The organism is Erwinia sp. S38 (assembly GCF_016624545.1).
GTDB lineage: Bacteria > Pseudomonadota > Gammaproteobacteria > Enterobacterales > Enterobacteriaceae > Erwinia > Erwinia coffeiphila.
The window spans coordinates 160,034-175,252 of record NZ_JACVTS010000002.1 but is presented as its reverse complement, the minus strand read 5'-3'; the positions used below and the strand labels follow the sequence as shown (position 1 = coordinate 175,252).

Below are 15,219 nucleotides of genomic sequence, written 5' to 3'. Positions count from 1 at the left end.
ATTAAAGGATGCATGCATGAAATTGCCACTCCTTACCACGCTGTTAACTTTGTTGTCTATTTCGAGCAGCATGAGTTTAAGTTATGCTGCAATCCCACCTGTCGCATTATCTTCTTCGGGCAGTACTACGCTGTCACAGCAGGGGCGCGATCCCGCACAGTTCCCCGGCTATGTTGAACAGCTTAAAGCCACCGCTCGCCTGCAGGGTTTCAACCAGGCGACGATCGATACCGCCTTCACCGGCATTCATTTTGTTGACCGTGCGATAAAATCCGATCGCAGCCAGCTCGAACATAAAGTGACGCTTAACGATTATCTCAGCCGCGTACTGACCCTGGGCAAAATTGAAAAGGGGCGTGACAGGCTCACTGCGTATCGTGCACAGCTGGATAGCGTTGCGGCAGCGTCGGGTGTTTCGCCTTCGTATATTGTTGCGCTGTGGGCAATGGAGAGCCAGTTCGGCACCATTCAGGGCAAAGAGGACGTGATTTCCGCACTCGCTACCTTAGCCTTTGAGGGGCGTCGTGAAGCGTTCTTCACAAAAGAGCTGATGGCCGCGTTGAAAATCATTCAGCAGCAGGGCATGACAGCAGATGAGCTGAAGGGATCGTGGGCGGGTGCGATGGGGCAAAGCCAGTTTATGCCCAGCTCGTTCCTGAACTACGGTAAGGACGGCGACGGCGACGGTAAAATAGATATCTGGAGTAACGTTGACGACGTATTTGCCTCCATCGCCAACTATCTGCAGAAAGAAGGCTGGAAAGCCGGGCAGGGATGGGGAACGGAAGTCACCTTGCCGCAGGGATTTGATACCGAATTAAGCGGTCTGAAAAACGCACAGGCGAAAACGCCGTTACAGTGGCAGCAGCTTGGCGTCACCGTCAAAGCGGCATCGCAGGGAAATGCACCTGGACGTGCGTGGATCATCACGCCTGAAGATGGTGACGGTCGTTCATTTATGGTTTATGACAATTTCCGTACGCTAATGCACTGGAATCGATCTTATTATTTTGCCATTAGTATTGGCATGATGGCCGATGCTATCGCACAGTAAAACGGGGTGGTCGCGGTTTAGAGTCGAGGCTGCCGTTCAACAAAGCAGGGGAAAAACATGTATCAGCATCACAACTGGCAAGGCGCATTGTTAGATTTTCCGGTCAATAAAGTGGTTTGCGTTGGCAGTAACTACGCCAAACATATAAAAGAGATGGGCAGCGCGACCCCGACCGAACCTGTACTGTTTATCAAACCGGAAACCGCACTGTGCGATATCCGTCAGCCGCTATCCATCCCGCAGGGTCTCGGTGCCGTACATCATGAAGTGGAACTGGCGGTGCTGATTGGTGCCACGTTAAAACATGCCAGCGAAGAGCATGTGGCTCAGGCCATTGCAGGCTACGGCGTAGCGCTGGATTTAACCCTGCGTGATGTCCAGGCGGGCTGTAAGAAGGCCGGTCAGCCGTGGGAGAAAGCGAAAGGGTTTGATAACTCCTGCCCAATCTCCGGTTTCATCCCGCGCAGTGAATTTACTGCCGATCCGCAGAACGTTGAGCTTAAACTGATCGTCAACGGCGAAGTTCGCCAGCACGGCAGTACCGCCGATATGATCCACCAAATCCTGCCGCTGATTGCCTATATGAGCAAGTTTTTCACCCTGCGCGCTGGCGATGTGATCCTGACCGGTACGCCAGAAGGCGTTGGACCGATGGTCTCTGGCGATAAGCTGGAACTGTCTCTCGGCGGCCACGGTATTGCTACCCGAGTACTGTAAAACTTGCATACTCAGCCCAAACCCTTTATAAGGTGCGGGTTTTTACTTTTACCGGACACCGACATGACTGATAACCCTTTCTGGCAGCAAAAAACGCTGGAGCAGATGAGCGATGAGGAATGGGAATCCCTGTGCGATGGCTGTGGTCAGTGCTGCCTGAACAAGCTGCAGGATGCCGACACGGATGAAATTTACTTTACCAATGTCGCCTGTAACCAACTGAATATCAAAACCTGCCAGTGCCGAAACTATGAGCACCGCTTTGAGCTGGAAGAGGACTGCATTAAGCTGACGCGTGAGAATTTGCCGACCTTTTCGTGGCTGCCGCCAAGCTGTGCCTACCGCGTGCTGGCAGAAGGCAAAACGCTGCCGGTCTGGCATCCTTTACGTAAGGGATCGCGTGCGGCAATGCACGCAGCAAGGATCTCAGTGCGCCATATTGCAGTACATGAAAGTGAAGTGGTGGACTGGGAAGAGCACATCATCAATCGTCCACGTGGATACGGCAACTGAGTATCAGTCAGTCGCGTAAAGAGAATAAGGCCAGCATATTTGCTGGCCTTATCATTTAGCGCGAGAACAAATCGCGTTTTTTCGGTTTAAACGCCTGGGCAATCAGCACCAGTACGGCCACTAATAGATAGGCAGCAAAAATGCCTACCAGCCACTGCGGCATACTCATATTCAGCAGCGTCCATGAACGTTCCGCACAGTCGCCGCTGGCAACGAATACCGAAGGCAGCCATTTATCCAGCGGCAGCCAGGACGGGAAACGTGCCGCAAAGTCGCAGGTCACGAAGGGTGACGGATGCAACTGCAGCATCGTGTGTTCCCAGGCCAGACGAACACCTTCCCACGCACTGTACAGCCAGATCAGAATCGCCACCCAGCGCAGCGGCGTTTTTGGTGCGATAGCGCCAACGAGACCGGCACCCATAATACCGAACAGCGCGCAACGTTCGTAAATGCACATTACGCAGGGTTTAAGCAACATCACATGCTGAAAATAGAGCGCCGTCAATTCGAGGGCAAAAGCAGTAAACGCCATTAACAGCCAGGCACCCCGGCCATATGAACAGCGATTCAGGTATCTCAACATAAGTCTATCCGTGTAGTAAGCGTTGATTCGGCAGTGTAAACCAAATGCCGCCGTATTCCAGCCTCGTGGCAAGAAAAATTTAGGCAGTAAAATGACTTAAATTAAAACGGGTACGAAAAAAGACGCTGGCGAAGACACGTGTTCAATCCGAACGGACAAAAGTGAAAAAACGCCGGATAAAGACCAGGATAAAGCTTATTTTTTTGCTGGCGATCGACATTTTCCTCTTGCCATGAGCTATGTGTAGCCTGGGGCCTCTGGTATGATGAGATGAATTTTTGCAGTTATGAACGCAATGGAAACAAAAAGCTTATGGTCATCAAGGCACAGAGCCCTGCCGGTTTCGCGGAAGAATATATAATAGAAAGTATCTGGAATAACCGTTTTCCCCCTGGCTCGATACTGCCTGCTGAACGTGAACTCTCTGAGTTAATTGGCGTTACGCGCACCACGCTTCGTGAAGTGTTGCAGCGTCTGGCCCGCGATGGCTGGCTGACAATTCAGCACGGCAAACCGACGCGAGTGAATAACTTCTGGGAAACCTCCGGTCTGAGCATTCTTGAAACGCTCGCCCGGCTTGATCATGACAGCGTGCCTCAGCTGATTGATAATCTGCTCTCCGTGCGTACCGATATTTCCTCCATCTTTATTCGACGGGCCATTCGCAGTTATCCTGAAAAGGCAAAAGAAGTGCTGGAAACCGCCCGCGATATTGACGACCACGCGGAAGCCTACACCGAGCTGGATTACAGTATCTTCCGTGGTCTTGCCTTTGCTTCCGGTAATCCGATTTACGGTTTAATACTCAATGGGCTAAGAGGGCTGTACACCCGGGTTGGACGCCACTATTTCTCCAACCCTGAAGCCCGCCGCGTAGCGCAGGATTTTTATCAGCACCTGCTGCATATCTGTCATTCTCACGAGCACGAACAGATCGCCGACATCGTACGTGACTACGGTCGCCGCAGCGGTGAAATCTGGCATGCTATGCAGACTAGTATGCCGACGGAACTGCCCCCGCCGCGCCGCTAACGGTCAGCTCAAAATAAAACGCCCCCGAATGAAATCTATTCTTCGGGGGCGTTTTTAGTTAAACAGGCGTCAGAAAAAACGTCGTCAGAGCGGGGTACTCGGGCGCGGTGGGCAGCGGTCAAGAATTTCAGTGCTACCATCTTCATTCTGCTGTTCAAGCGTGACGTCAAAGCCCCAAAGCCGATGGACGTGCTTGAGAACCTCGCGGCGACTTTTATCCAGAGGAGCGCGATGTTGCGGCACGTAGCGCAGCGTCAGCGAACGGTCACCGCGCAGGTCTACATCATAAACCTGAATGTTAGGCTCCAGATTGCTCAGATTGTACTGCGCGGAAAGCTGCTGCCGAATGGCCCGATAACCCGCCTCATCATGAATTGCGGCAATCTCCAGATAATTGTTGCGATCGTCATCCATTACGGTGAACAGGCGGAAATCTCGCATCACCTTCGGTGACAGGAACTGGCTGATAAAGCTCTCGTCCTTAAACTCGCGCATGGCAAAATGCAGTGTTTCCAGCCAGTCCTTACCGGCAATATCGGGGAACCAGTAGCGGTCCTCCTCTGTCGGATGCTGGCAGATGCGCTGAATATCCTGGAACATAGCAAAGCCAAGAGCATAAGGGTTAATACCGTTGTACCACTGGCTGTTATACGGCGGTTGATACACCACGTTAGTATGGCTGTGCAGAAACTCCAGCATAAAGCGCTCAGAGACTTTTCCTTCGTCATACAGATGATTCAGGATGGTGTAGTGCCAGAACGTTGCCCAGCCTTCATTCATTACCTGAGTTTGCTTTTGCGGGTAAAAGTACTGGCTGACTTTTCTGACGATACGCAGGCACTCACGCTGCCAGGGTTCCAGCAGTGGCGCGTTTTTCTCCATAAAGTACAGCAGATTTTCCTGCGGCTCAGACGGATAGCGGGCGGCTGAATACTGTGTTTCCTCGCGCTCACGGCGCGGCAGGGTACGCCACAGCATATTGACCTGGCTTTGCAGATACTCCTCGCGGCTCTTCTGTCGTGCTTTCTCTTCCTGTAGCGAAATCTTTTGCGGTCGTTTGTAGCGATCAACGCCGTAGTTCATCAGCGCATGGCAGGAATCCAGCAGCCGCTCAACTTGTTCAAGCCCGTAGCGTTCTTCACATTCGCTGATGTAGTTACGGGCGAAAATCAGATAGTCAACAATGGAGCTGGCATCGGTCCAGCTACGGAACAGATAGTTATTTTTAAAGAAGGAGTTGTGACCATAGCAGGCATGCGCCATCACCAGCGCCTGCATGGTCATGGTGTTCTCTTCCATCAGGTAGGCGATGCAGGGGTTAGAGTTGATAACAATTTCATAGGCCAGCCCCTGCTGACCGTGCTTGTAGCGCTGTTCGGTTTCGATAAATTTTTTGCCGAACGACCAGTGCGCATAGTTGATTGGCATCCCCACGCTGGAGTAAGCATCCATCATCTGCTCTGAGGTAATGACCTCTATCTGATGAGGGTAGGTATCCAGCCGGTAGGATTTGGCAACGCGATCGATCTCTTTCAGATACACATCAAGCAGGTCGAACGTCCAGTCTGGTCCATCATTGAGTCGTTTGCTGTCCGTAATTGGAACGTCAAAGATCGTTGTCATAGCGCACCCCTTTTTATAAAACCGGTTTCTGGCGATACAGCACGTAGCGACAAAATGTCCGTTTTCATGTCAACTCACCCCCGCATTCGTGCCGCGTTGATAAGCCTGGAATAAAAGCCAATATCTCAATGATAGTTCACTGTCTCTTATCCCTCTCGTGAAAACAAATGAAATCTTCGACAAAAAATAGAGCGCGATTTAAAAAAAGATTTTTCCGTGATGGGAAATGCCCAAAAGTAACTATTTTTCAGAATTAAATCCTGTTTATAACCAAAAGATATGATGTGAAAGGTTTGTGCTGTTAACAGGCGTTTTATTCCAAAAAATGTTTTTAAGATGCTGTCATTATGAAAAATGAAGAATTTTTAACTGTATTCGTAGTGATATCTTGTTTTTATTCGCTGGCTGGGTGAAAAATATGTGAAATTTGTCAGCGGAGAGTGAGTGCTTTTCCTGGTGGTTTACTCGGTAATAAAAGCTCTCACGTAGTGTAATGTTCTTTTGAAAGCCAGGTGGGGTTCGGTATGCGTGTTGTCATTCTCGGTAGTGGGGTGGTCGGCGTGGCCAGTGCGTGGTACCTGGCGCAGGCGGGCCACGAGGTTACGGTTATCGATCGCCAGCCGGATGCGGCGCTGGAAACCAGTGCCGGCAACGCCGGGCAGATATCTCCGGGCTATGCCGCACCGTGGGCAGCACCTGGCGTGCCGCTGAAAGCGGTTAAATGGATGTTTCAGCGCCACGCGCCGTTGGCGATTCGCCTTGACGGCAGCCGCTTCCAGCTCGAGTGGATGTGGAAAATGCTGCGCAACTGCGACATGAGCCATTACCAGCAGAATAAAAGCCGTATGGTTCGCCTGTCCGAATACAGCCGTGACTGCCTGAAAGCGCTGCGTCAGGATACCGGCATCGCGTATGAAGGCCGCCAGGGCGGCACGTTACAGCTGTTCCGTACCGCGCAGCAGTATGAGAGCGCGGCGAAGGATATTGCCGTGCTGAAAGACGCGGGCGTGCCCTATGAACTGCTGGAAGCCGCCGATTTGGCTCGGGTCGAACCTGCGCTGGCTACCACGCAGCATAAACTCACTGGCGGTCTGCGCCTGCCGAATGATGAAACCGGTGACTGCCAGCTCTTTACTCAACGTCTGGCCAAAATGGCGGCGGAAGCGGGGGTGAACTTCCGTTTCAACATGCAGGTGGATGCACTGCTGCAGGAAGGAAACCAGATCCGCGGCGTGAAGTGCGGCGAGGAAATCATTACCGCAGATGCCTACGTGGTGGCTTTCGGATCGTTCTCCACCGCGTTGTTGCACGACATCGTCAAAATCCCGGTCTATCCGTTGAAAGGCTACTCGCTGACCGTACCGATTACCGACGAGAGCGCAGCGCCGGTTTCCACCGTACTGGATGAGACTTATAAGGTGGCGATCACACGGTTTGATAATCGTATCCGCGTCGGCGGAATGGCGGAAATAGTTGGCTATAATACAAAATTATTACCGGCACGCCGCGGAACCCTGGAAATGGTGGTGCGCGATCTGTTCCCGCACGGGGGTAATGTTGCAGAGGCAACATTCTGGAGCGGGCTGCGGCCGATGACCCCGGACGGTACACCGATCGTGGGCCGTACCCCATTGAAAAACCTGTATCTTAATACCGGTCATGGTACTCTGGGCTGGACGATGGCCTGCGGCTCCGGTCAGCTTCTGGCGGATATTCTTACGGGTAAAACGCCGGCAATTATGGCGGAAGATCTGTCGGTAATGCGCTATTTACCGGGCTATACGCCAACACCGGCCCGCTCATTACACGGTGCCAGTATCCGTTAACTTACCGTATTGAAAGTTTAAGGAGAGAGTATGTCGCGTCCGATTGTCGCAACGATCGATACCGCCGCGTTGCGGCAAAACCTGGCCGTTGCCCGCAAGGCCGCAGGCGGCTCGCGCCTGTGGTCAGTGGTTAAAGCTAATGCCTACGGGCACGGCATTGAGCGCGTCTGGCAGAGCCTGCAGGAAACCGACGGTTTTGGGCTGTTGGATCTTGAAGAGGCGATCCTGCTGCGCGAACGCGGATGGAAGAAACCTATCCTGCTGCTGGAAGGATTTTTCCACCCGGAGGATCTTGACATACTCGATCGCTATCGCCTGACCACCAGCGTGCACAGCAACTGGCAGATTCAGGCGCTGGCAAAGGCCAAACTTTCCGCACCGCTGGATATTTACCTCAAGATGAACAGCGGTATGAACCGGCTTGGCTTCCAGCCGGAGCAGGTACATAACGCATGGCAGAAACTGCGTTCACTGCCTAACGTGGGTGAAATTACGCTGATGGCGCACTTCGCCGAAGCGGAAACGGCGGAAGGCATTGCAGAGCCTCTGCAACGCATTGAGCAGGCGGCTGAAGGGCTGGATTGCCCGCGCAGCCTCGCTAACTCAGCCGCGACACTGTGGCATCCACAAACTCACCACGACTGGGTTCGCCCTGGTATTATTCTCTATGGTGCGTCACCCAGCGGGCAGTGGCAGGACATCGCCGGTAACGGATTGAAGCCGGTGATGACTTTAACCAGTGAAATTATTGGCGTGCAGCAGCTGGGGCCAGGGGCACGGGTCGGTTACGGCGGCCTGTATCGTGCCAGTGAGGAACAGCGTATTGGTGTGGTTGCCTGCGGCTACGCTGACGGCTATCCGCGCATATCACCAACCGGTACGCCGGTGATGGTTGATGGCGTCATGACCCGCATCGTTGGCCGCGTTTCCATGGATATGATTACCGTTGATTTAACGCCCTGCCCGCAGGCCGGCATCGGTAGCGCGGTGGAGCTGTGGGGTAATCACGTCAAGATAGATGATGTTGCAGCGGCATCCGGCACCGTCGGGTATGAGCTGATGTGTGCGCTCGCACCGAGAGTGCCGGTTGTTGTGGTGTGATAATCTGAAATCAGAGCGCGGTCAGCGTGCCGCGCACTTTTTTACTGAAGCGCCAGGCGATAAATGCCAGCAGCGCACCCGCTACCATCATCAGCGCCAGCGCTGATTTTTCTGCCAGCGGCAGAGCCATCATCAATAATCCCGCTGACGATCCGCCAGCCATCTGAATAAAGCCCGCCAGCGCGGAAGCTACACCGGCCTGCTGCTGGTAAGGCTCCAGCGCATAGCTGGTGGCCGGACCCACGGTAAAGGCCAGACCGGCAACCGACACAGCAACAGGCAGCATATACAGTGCCCAGTGCGTCTGCCATGCCTCGGGCAGCAGCCACATGCCGGCTGTCAGCATCACGGCTCCCGTGGTCATTGCCAGTGCGCCAATCGCCAGACAGATCGGACGACCCAGCTTGCGAATCACCTTATTGACCAGCACGCTGACCAGCATAATCCAGAAGCCGTTCGCACCGAACGCAATTGAGAACTGCAGAGCAGACAGGCGGCCTTCGGTCATCAATACGTTAGGTGCCAGTGAAACGTAGGTCAGCACCATACCCAGCGCACCGGCGTTAGCGAAAGCAAAGGCCAGGAAGCGCGGCTGGCGCAGGATCTGCCAGTACTGGCGCAGCGGCAGCCCTTTCACTTTTTGTGTATCCGCCGGGCGCGTTTCCGGCAGGAAGAACACCACCAGCAGGCCAATAAACAGTGCGTAGAGAGTCAGGAACCAGAATGGCGCGCGCCAGTTAAAGGCTTCAGCCAGCAGACCACCCAGCAGCGGGGCCAGCGCCGGAACGATATTCAACGCGCCGTTAAGGAAACCGTAGGCGCGGGCGGCATCATCGCCGTTCAGACGATCGCGTACGCCGCTAAAGGCCACCACCGCCGTACAGCACACGGCGCAGCCCTGGATAACACGTGCGGCAAGGAACTGCAGCCAGACGTCAGCGGTGGCTGCCAGTACGCTACCGGCAACGTAGAGCAGCAGGCCGATGATGGCGATCGGTTTGCGCCCCAGATTATCGACCAGTGGCCCGGCGACAATCTGCCCAAGGCCCATCACCAGCAGGAACAGGGGGATTGTGGTCTGGATATTGGCCACGGGGGTATTTAATCCAACGGCAATGTCCGGCAGAGTAGGCAGGTACAAATCGATGCCCAGCGGAGCAAGCAGAACCAGGCTGAGCAACAGCAGGGTGAATTTTTGCATGACAGAAGTAAGATCCAAATTAAAGCAAGCCGTACAGGGTAGAGATTACCCACGGAAAAGAAAAGCATAAAGTGTAAGGAGACAGGGATTTATCTCCTTACACCGCAGAATTACTCTTTATCCTGCTGTACGCGAACCCCAACTTTAATAATTGTGTTGTCTTCTTTTTCCGCCACGGTCCAGATCAGATTTTTCCACTCAACCTGATCGCCTACGACCGGGGCACCGCCAATGATGTCGGAAACCAGCTGCCCGAGCGTTTGCTGTCTGTCATGTTCTTCATCCAGGTCGATGCCGTAGATTTCAGAAACATCCTGCAGCCGCGCATCGGCCTGAAGAATAAAGTCGCCGAAGAATCGCTGATCGAGATCGACCGGCGGTGACTGGCTGAACAATTTGCCCAAGGCGGGCAGATCCCGCTCGCGCCCAATCACACACAGAATATCCCCTTCGCGCAGGCGCGTGTTGCCCGTCGGGTGCAGCAGCTGATTGCTGCGGAACAGGGCGGCGATGCGCGTTTCTCGCGGCATATGCAGGTCCCGCAGGGCAGCCCCGACGCACCACTTATCGGCGCTGAGCTGGTAAACAAAATGCTCCCACGGATTTTCGGGATGAATATCCAGCCCAATACGCGAAATCGGGGAGGCCGTCGGTGGCACGATCACCCTGGCTTTACGGGCAGCAAAGCCCAGAGAGGTTCCCTGAACGATCAGCGATACCAGCACAACAAAGAAGGCGATATTAAAGAACAGCGAAGCGTGGGGCAGGCCCGCCATCATCGGGAAGACGGCAAGAATAATCGGTACCGCGCCACGCAGCCCAACCCAACTGATAAAGAAGCGTTCACGGATATTAAAGCCGCGAAATGGCAGCAGTCCGACGAAAACCGAAAGCGGGCGCGCCAACAGTATCAGCCACAGTGACAGCAACATTGCCGGTACGGCGATATGCCAGAGGTCGAGCGGATTGACCAGCAGACCCAGTACCAGGAACATACCGATCTGGCTAAGCCAGGCCATGCCGTCAAAAGTTTGCAGAATACCGTGGCGGCTGCGGATCGGCCGGTTGCCAAGGACAAAACCGCAGAGATACACGGCCAAAATACCGCTGCCTTCCAGCGCGGTGGTCAAGGAAAACACCAGGATACCGCCGCTTAGCGCCAGTAGCGGGTACATCCCGGCCGGCAGAGAAATACGGTTGATGAGCTGTAGCAGGCCCCAACCGCCGCCAATCCCCAGTGCAATGCCAAGACCAAATTCCTGGATCAGATGCACAAAGAACATCATATCCAGCCCTGACTGCCCCTTCAGAATCATATCAATCAGGGTTATGGTCAGAAACACCGCCATCGGGTCATTGCTGCCAGATTCAATTTCCAGCGTAGCGCTGACGCGCTCATTCAGCCCTTTACCGCCGAGCAGCGAAAAGACCGCTGCCGCATCCGTCGAGCCAATAATCGCCCCAATCAGGAAGCCGTTCATCATATTTAAATCAAACAGCCAGGCGGCGGCCATACCGGTCAGACCGGCGGTGATCAGCACGCCCACCGTCGCCAGCGACAGCGCCGGTCCAAGTGCCACCTTAAATGAGCTGGCCTGGGTACGCATACCGCCATCCAGCAGGATCACTGCCAGGGCCAGGTTACTGACCAGATAGGCCGCCGGATAGTTGTTAAAAACAATACCGCCGATGCCGTCAACGCCCGCCAGCATGCCGAGCGCGAGGAAGATAACCAGAATAGGAATACCCAGACGGGAGGAAAAGGAACTCAGCAGAATGCTTGCGGCAACCAGCACTGAACCAATGATGAATAAATTGTAAATCGCGCTGGCTTCCAAAAGGCGTTTCTCCCAACAGATTAAAATACTTTTTTACAGAGTGTGCATGACAGAGCAAGAAATTTAGAATCGATCTCACTCGATTGAATTCAGGGGATAAAATAGCGTAAAAACGGCTCCGGTGAATACCGCGGAGTGCGCTAAAGGGAATTTTTCTGCTGACTGGCACGCATTAAGGCCGTAATCGGGCAAAAAGAACAGTCGTACCCGGGGTTTTACGCCGGTAGCAGGGCGCTACCGGCGCATGCGGGTTTAGTAATTTTCCTCAACCTGCTTCTGGAACAGGGCACGGAACACCGGATAGATATCCTCGGGTTCACGTATGTGCTGAATAGCAAAGTTGTCGAAGCGGGTTTGCAGATTCTCGTACTCGCGCCACAGGGTCTGATGAGCACGCCGGGTGATCTCGATATAGCTGTAGTAACGCACCACCGGCAGAATATTTTTTGCCAGCAGCTCATGACAAAGCGGGGAGTCATCAGCCCAGTTGTCGCCATCGGATGCCTGCGCGGCATAGATATTCCACTGCGCCGGGTCGTAACGCTCTTTGACCACCTCATCCATCAGTTTTAATGCACTGGAAACAATCGTACCGCCGGTTTCCTGCGAATAGAAGAACTCCTGCTCATCGACTTCTTTCGCCTGCGTATGGTGTCGAATGTAAACCACATCCACGTTTTTATAGGTTCGGCTGAGGAACAGATACAGCAGAATATAAAAGCGTTTTGCCATATCCTTAGTGGCCTGATCCATTGAACCTGAAACGTCCATCAGGCAGAACATCACCGCCTGGCTGGAAGGCTCAGGGCGCTTTTCAAAATTCTTGTAGCGTAAATCAAAGGTATCGATAAACGGCACGCGCTTGATGCGTGCGCGAAGTTCAGCGATCTCCTTGCGCAGCTGTTCCTCTTCCAGCAGTTGAGCCGGTTCACTTTTCTCCACTGTTTTCAGCGTTTCTTCCAGTTCGGCCAGCGTGCGGCGTTTGCTGGCGGTCATCGCCGTGCGGCGTGCCAGAGAATTTTGCAGCGAGCGGACGACGCTGATATTGGCCGGAACGCCGTTGGCGGTATAACCGGCGCGATGGGTTTTATACTCATTGAGCTGACGATGCTGATTCCTTTTCAGATTCGGCAGGGCCAGGTCTTCGAATAGCAGATCAAGGTACTCATCTTTTGAGATATTGAAAACGAACTCATCCTGCCCCTCACCGTCCTGGCTGGCATTACCCTGGCCACTGCCGCTGCCACCACCGCCACCCTGAGGGCGTTCAACGCGGTCGTTCTGCACAAAGTGATCGTTGCCTGGATGCACACGGTGACGCAGGCCGCCGCGTCCCTGATGGAAAGCCGGTTCGTTGATATCTTCAACGGGAATTGAGACGGATTCGCCGCTTTCTACGTCGGTAACCGAACGCTTGTTGATGGCCTCGGAGATCGACTGTTTGATTTGCGACTTATAGCGGCGCAAAAAGCGCTGGCGGTTTACCGCGCTCTTATTTTTGCCGTTAAGACGCCGATCGATAAAATAGGCCATAGCTCCCCCATACTACGTTGCAGACGGGCCTTAACCCGCGCTGATGCACTCGTTGCGATTTTGCTGCCGTTGTGGGCCCGGACAGAGCAACCTCTGTCGGACCCACTGGGTTAAGCACTTACGCAAACGTCAGGATGACTTCCTTACGCGCAGATACCATTCGCACAGCAGGCGAACCTGTTTACGGGTATAGCCTTTCTCCATCATGCGGTCGACGAAATCGTCGTGTTTTTTCTGCTCATCGGTGGATGTTTTGGCGTTAAACGAAATGACCGGCAGCAGCTCTTCCGTGTTGGAGAACATTTTCTTCTCGATCACGGTGCGCAGCTTCTCATAGCTGGTCCAGTTCGGGTTACGGCCATTATTGTGTGCCCGGGCGCGCAGCACAAAGTTGACGATTTCATTACGGAAGTCTTTCGGGTTGCTGATCCCGGCGGGCTTCTCGATTTTTTCCAGCTCGGCGTTCAGTGATTCACGATCGAACAGCTGTCCGGTGTCCGGGTCACGGTATTCCTGATCCTGTATCCAGAAATCAGCGTAGGTCACGTAGCGGTCAAAAATATTCTGACCGTATTCGGAGTAAGATTCCAGGTAGGCGGTCTGGATCTCTTTGCCGATAAATTCGGCGTATTTCGGGATCAGATAGCCTTTCAGGTGCTCAAGGTACTTCTCAGCCTGTTCCTGCGGGAACTGTTCGCGATCTATCTGCTGTTCCAGAACATAGAACAGGTGAACCGGGTTCGCCGCCACTTCAACATGGTCGAAGTTAAACACGCGGGAGAGGATTTTAAAGGCAAAGCGGGTAGATAACCCGTTCATTCCCTCATCCACACCGGCGTAATCACGGTACTCCTGGTACGACTTGGCTTTCGGATCGGTATCTTTCAGGCTTTCACCGTCGTAGACCCGCATTTTCGAGTAGCTGCTGGAGTTTTCCGGCTCTTTCAGACGCGAAAGGATCGAGAAACGGGCCAGCGTTTCCAGCGTGCCCGGTGCGCACGGTGCATGTGTCAGTTCGCTATTCACCAGCAGTTTCTCGTAGATCTTAATCTCTTCGGAAACCCGCAGGCAGTATGGAACCTTGACGATGTACACGCGGTCGAGGAACGCTTCGTTGTTCTTGTTGTTGCGGAAGGTGACCCACTCAGATTCGTTAGAGTGCGCCAGAATAATACCGTTAAACGGCAGGGCAGAGATGCCTTCGGTGCCGTTATAGTTGCCCTCCTGCGTGGCGGTCAGCAGCGGGTGCAGCACTTTAATCGGCGCTTTGAACATCTCAACGAATTCCATGATCCCCTGGTTCGCCCGGCACAGCGCGCCGGAATAACCATAGGCATCAGGATCGTTCTGGGCGTGATTCTCCAGCTTACGGATATCCACTTTACCCACCAGCGCGGAGATGTCCTGGTTGTTTTCATCACCCGGTTCGGTTTTGGCAATCGCAATCTGTTCCAGAATTGACGGCCAGACCTTAACGACCTTGAAGCGGGTGATATCTCCGCCAAACTCATGCAGGCGTTTCGCTGCCCACGGCGACATGATTGTACCCAGGTAGCGACGAGGAACGCCGTACTCCTTATCCAGAATGTTGGCGTCCTCCTGCGGGTTAAACAGGCACAGCGGATGATCGTTAACCGGGCTGCGTTCACCATCCGCGCTCAGCACGTAGATAGGCACGCGCTGCATCAGGGATTTCAGACGTTCCGCAAGCGAGGATTTACCGCCACCAACTGGCCCCAGCAGATACAGGATCTGTTTTTTCTCTTCCAGACCCTGCGCGGCGTGTTTCAGGTAGGAGACGATTTGTTCAATCGCTTCTTCCATACCGTAAAACTCTTCAAACGCCGGGTAGCGAGCAATCACACGGTTAGAGAACAGCCGGGAAAGGCGAGGCTCCTGAGCGGTGTCGACCATTACGGGTTCACCGATTGCCATCAGCAATCGTTCCGCCGCGTTGGCGTATGCACTGCGATCCTGCCGACAAATGGTAAGAAATTCCTGCAATGTGAACTCTTCGTCCTTGGCAGCTTCATAACGCTGACGATAGTGATCGAATATATTCATAGCGATGCCCGTCCTTTCGTTTTTAGCACAGGTACCAGGAGCCTAACGCGATAGCCCCTGAAGGAACTTATTAATGAGTACAGCAACCCTTATGCCAACCTGACTTTTTTTATCGGGAAACACAATTCTTT

The 15,219-nt window shown here is 53.7% G+C and carries 12 protein-coding genes; 6 read left to right on the top strand and 6 right to left on the bottom strand.

What is annotated here, in order from left to right; all coding sequences use genetic code 11:
• Window positions 1-16: 16 nt before the first annotated feature.
• The 3 genes from IBT46_RS02900 (at window position 17) to IBT46_RS02890 (ending at window position 2,284) form a co-directional block, all read left to right on the top strand.
• Entirely contained in the window at window positions 17-1,054 is a 1,038-nt protein-coding gene (locus IBT46_RS02900) for a lytic murein transglycosylase (RefSeq protein ID WP_200543850.1), read from the top strand.
• A gap of 57 nt (window positions 1,055-1,111) precedes the next feature.
• Entirely contained in the window at window positions 1,112-1,771 is a 660-nt protein-coding gene (locus IBT46_RS02895; protein ID WP_105595258.1) for a fumarylacetoacetate hydrolase family protein, read from the top strand.
• Window positions 1,772-1,834: 63 nt separating this feature from the next.
• Window positions 1,835-2,284: a YcgN family cysteine cluster protein gene (locus tag IBT46_RS02890; protein WP_200543848.1), complete on the top strand. Its 450-nt coding sequence runs from the start codon at window positions 1,835-1,837 to the stop codon at window positions 2,282-2,284.
• 55 nt (window positions 2,285-2,339) lie between these two features.
• On the opposite strand, the gene dsbB is transcribed toward IBT46_RS02890, so the two are convergent.
• Window positions 2,340-2,870, bottom strand: coding sequence for a disulfide bond formation protein DsbB (dsbB, locus tag IBT46_RS02885; protein WP_105595256.1), 531 nt, complete (start codon window positions 2,868-2,870; stop codon window positions 2,340-2,342).
• A 312-nt stretch (window positions 2,871-3,182) separates the two neighbouring features.
• On the opposite strand from dsbB, the gene fadR reads away from it, so the two are divergent.
• Complete coding sequence (gene fadR / locus IBT46_RS02880; RefSeq protein ID WP_200543846.1) at window positions 3,183-3,902, top strand: fatty acid metabolism transcriptional regulator FadR; 720 nt, start codon at window positions 3,183-3,185, stop codon at window positions 3,900-3,902.
• A gap of 84 nt (window positions 3,903-3,986) precedes the next feature.
• Here the strand turns inward: fadR and IBT46_RS02875 are convergent, their stop codons facing one another.
• Window positions 3,987-5,525, bottom strand: coding sequence for a SpoVR family protein (locus IBT46_RS02875; RefSeq protein WP_200543844.1), 1,539 nt, complete (start codon window positions 5,523-5,525; stop codon window positions 3,987-3,989).
• Window positions 5,526-6,049: 524 nt separating this feature from the next.
• On the opposite strand from IBT46_RS02875, the gene IBT46_RS02870 reads away from it, so the two are divergent.
• Window positions 6,050-7,351: a D-amino acid dehydrogenase gene (locus IBT46_RS02870; protein WP_200543843.1), complete on the top strand. Its 1,302-nt coding sequence runs from the start codon at window positions 6,050-6,052 to the stop codon at window positions 7,349-7,351.
• Between the two features lie 30 nt (window positions 7,352-7,381).
• The gene (gene dadX, locus IBT46_RS02865; RefSeq protein WP_200543841.1) at window positions 7,382-8,452 is read left to right on the top strand and encodes a catabolic alanine racemase DadX; all 1,071 of its coding nucleotides are present in this window, start codon (window positions 7,382-7,384) and stop codon (window positions 8,450-8,452) included.
• 10 nt (window positions 8,453-8,462) lie between these two features.
• Here dadX and IBT46_RS02860 read toward each other — a convergent pair whose 3' ends face one another.
• The 4 genes from IBT46_RS02860 to yeaG all read right to left on the bottom strand — a co-directional run bounded on the left by IBT46_RS02860 (window position 8,463) and on the right by yeaG (window position 15,088).
• Entirely contained in the window at window positions 8,463-9,653 is a 1,191-nt protein-coding gene (locus IBT46_RS02860; protein ID WP_200543840.1) for a multidrug effflux MFS transporter, read from the bottom strand.
• A gap of 110 nt (window positions 9,654-9,763) precedes the next feature.
• Window positions 9,764-11,491, bottom strand: coding sequence for a potassium/proton antiporter (locus IBT46_RS02855; RefSeq protein ID WP_200543838.1), 1,728 nt, complete (start codon window positions 11,489-11,491; stop codon window positions 9,764-9,766).
• Window positions 11,492-11,743: 252 nt separating this feature from the next.
• Window positions 11,744-13,024, bottom strand: a complete 1,281-nt coding sequence (locus IBT46_RS02850) for a YeaH/YhbH family protein (RefSeq protein WP_200543835.1) — start codon at window positions 13,022-13,024, stop codon at window positions 11,744-11,746.
• 129 nt (window positions 13,025-13,153) lie between these two features.
• A complete protein-coding gene (gene yeaG / locus IBT46_RS02845) occupies window positions 13,154-15,088 on the bottom strand; it encodes a protein kinase YeaG (RefSeq protein ID WP_105595249.1) in 1,935 nt (644 codons plus the stop codon).
• Window positions 15,089-15,219 lie beyond the last annotated feature (131 nt).

Bases quoted from the DNA above. Each gene is read 5' to 3' on its own strand.
- dsbB (WP_105595256.1), bottom strand. From the start codon at position 2,870: ATGTTGAGATACCTGAATCGCTGTTCATATGGCCGGGGTGCCTGGCTG.
- yeaG (WP_105595249.1), bottom strand. From the start codon at position 15,088: ATGAATATATTCGATCACTATCGTCAGCGTTATGAAGCTGCCAAGGAC.
- IBT46_RS02890 (WP_200543848.1), top strand. From the start codon at position 1,835: ATGACTGATAACCCTTTCTGGCAGCAAAAAACGCTGGAGCAGATGAGC.
- IBT46_RS02850 (WP_200543835.1), bottom strand. From the start codon at position 13,024: ATGGCCTATTTTATCGATCGGCGTCTTAACGGCAAAAATAAGAGCGCG.
- IBT46_RS02895 (WP_105595258.1), top strand. From the start codon at position 1,112: ATGTATCAGCATCACAACTGGCAAGGCGCATTGTTAGATTTTCCGGTC.
- IBT46_RS02875 (WP_200543844.1), bottom strand. From the start codon at position 5,525: ATGACAACGATCTTTGACGTTCCAATTACGGACAGCAAACGACTCAAT.
- IBT46_RS02900 (WP_200543850.1), top strand. From the start codon at position 17: ATGAAATTGCCACTCCTTACCACGCTGTTAACTTTGTTGTCTATTTCG.
- dadX (WP_200543841.1), top strand. From the start codon at position 7,382: ATGTCGCGTCCGATTGTCGCAACGATCGATACCGCCGCGTTGCGGCAA.
- fadR (WP_200543846.1), top strand. From the start codon at position 3,183: ATGGTCATCAAGGCACAGAGCCCTGCCGGTTTCGCGGAAGAATATATA.
- IBT46_RS02860 (WP_200543840.1), bottom strand. From the start codon at position 9,653: ATGCAAAAATTCACCCTGCTGTTGCTCAGCCTGGTTCTGCTTGCTCCG.
- IBT46_RS02870 (WP_200543843.1), top strand. From the start codon at position 6,050: ATGCGTGTTGTCATTCTCGGTAGTGGGGTGGTCGGCGTGGCCAGTGCG.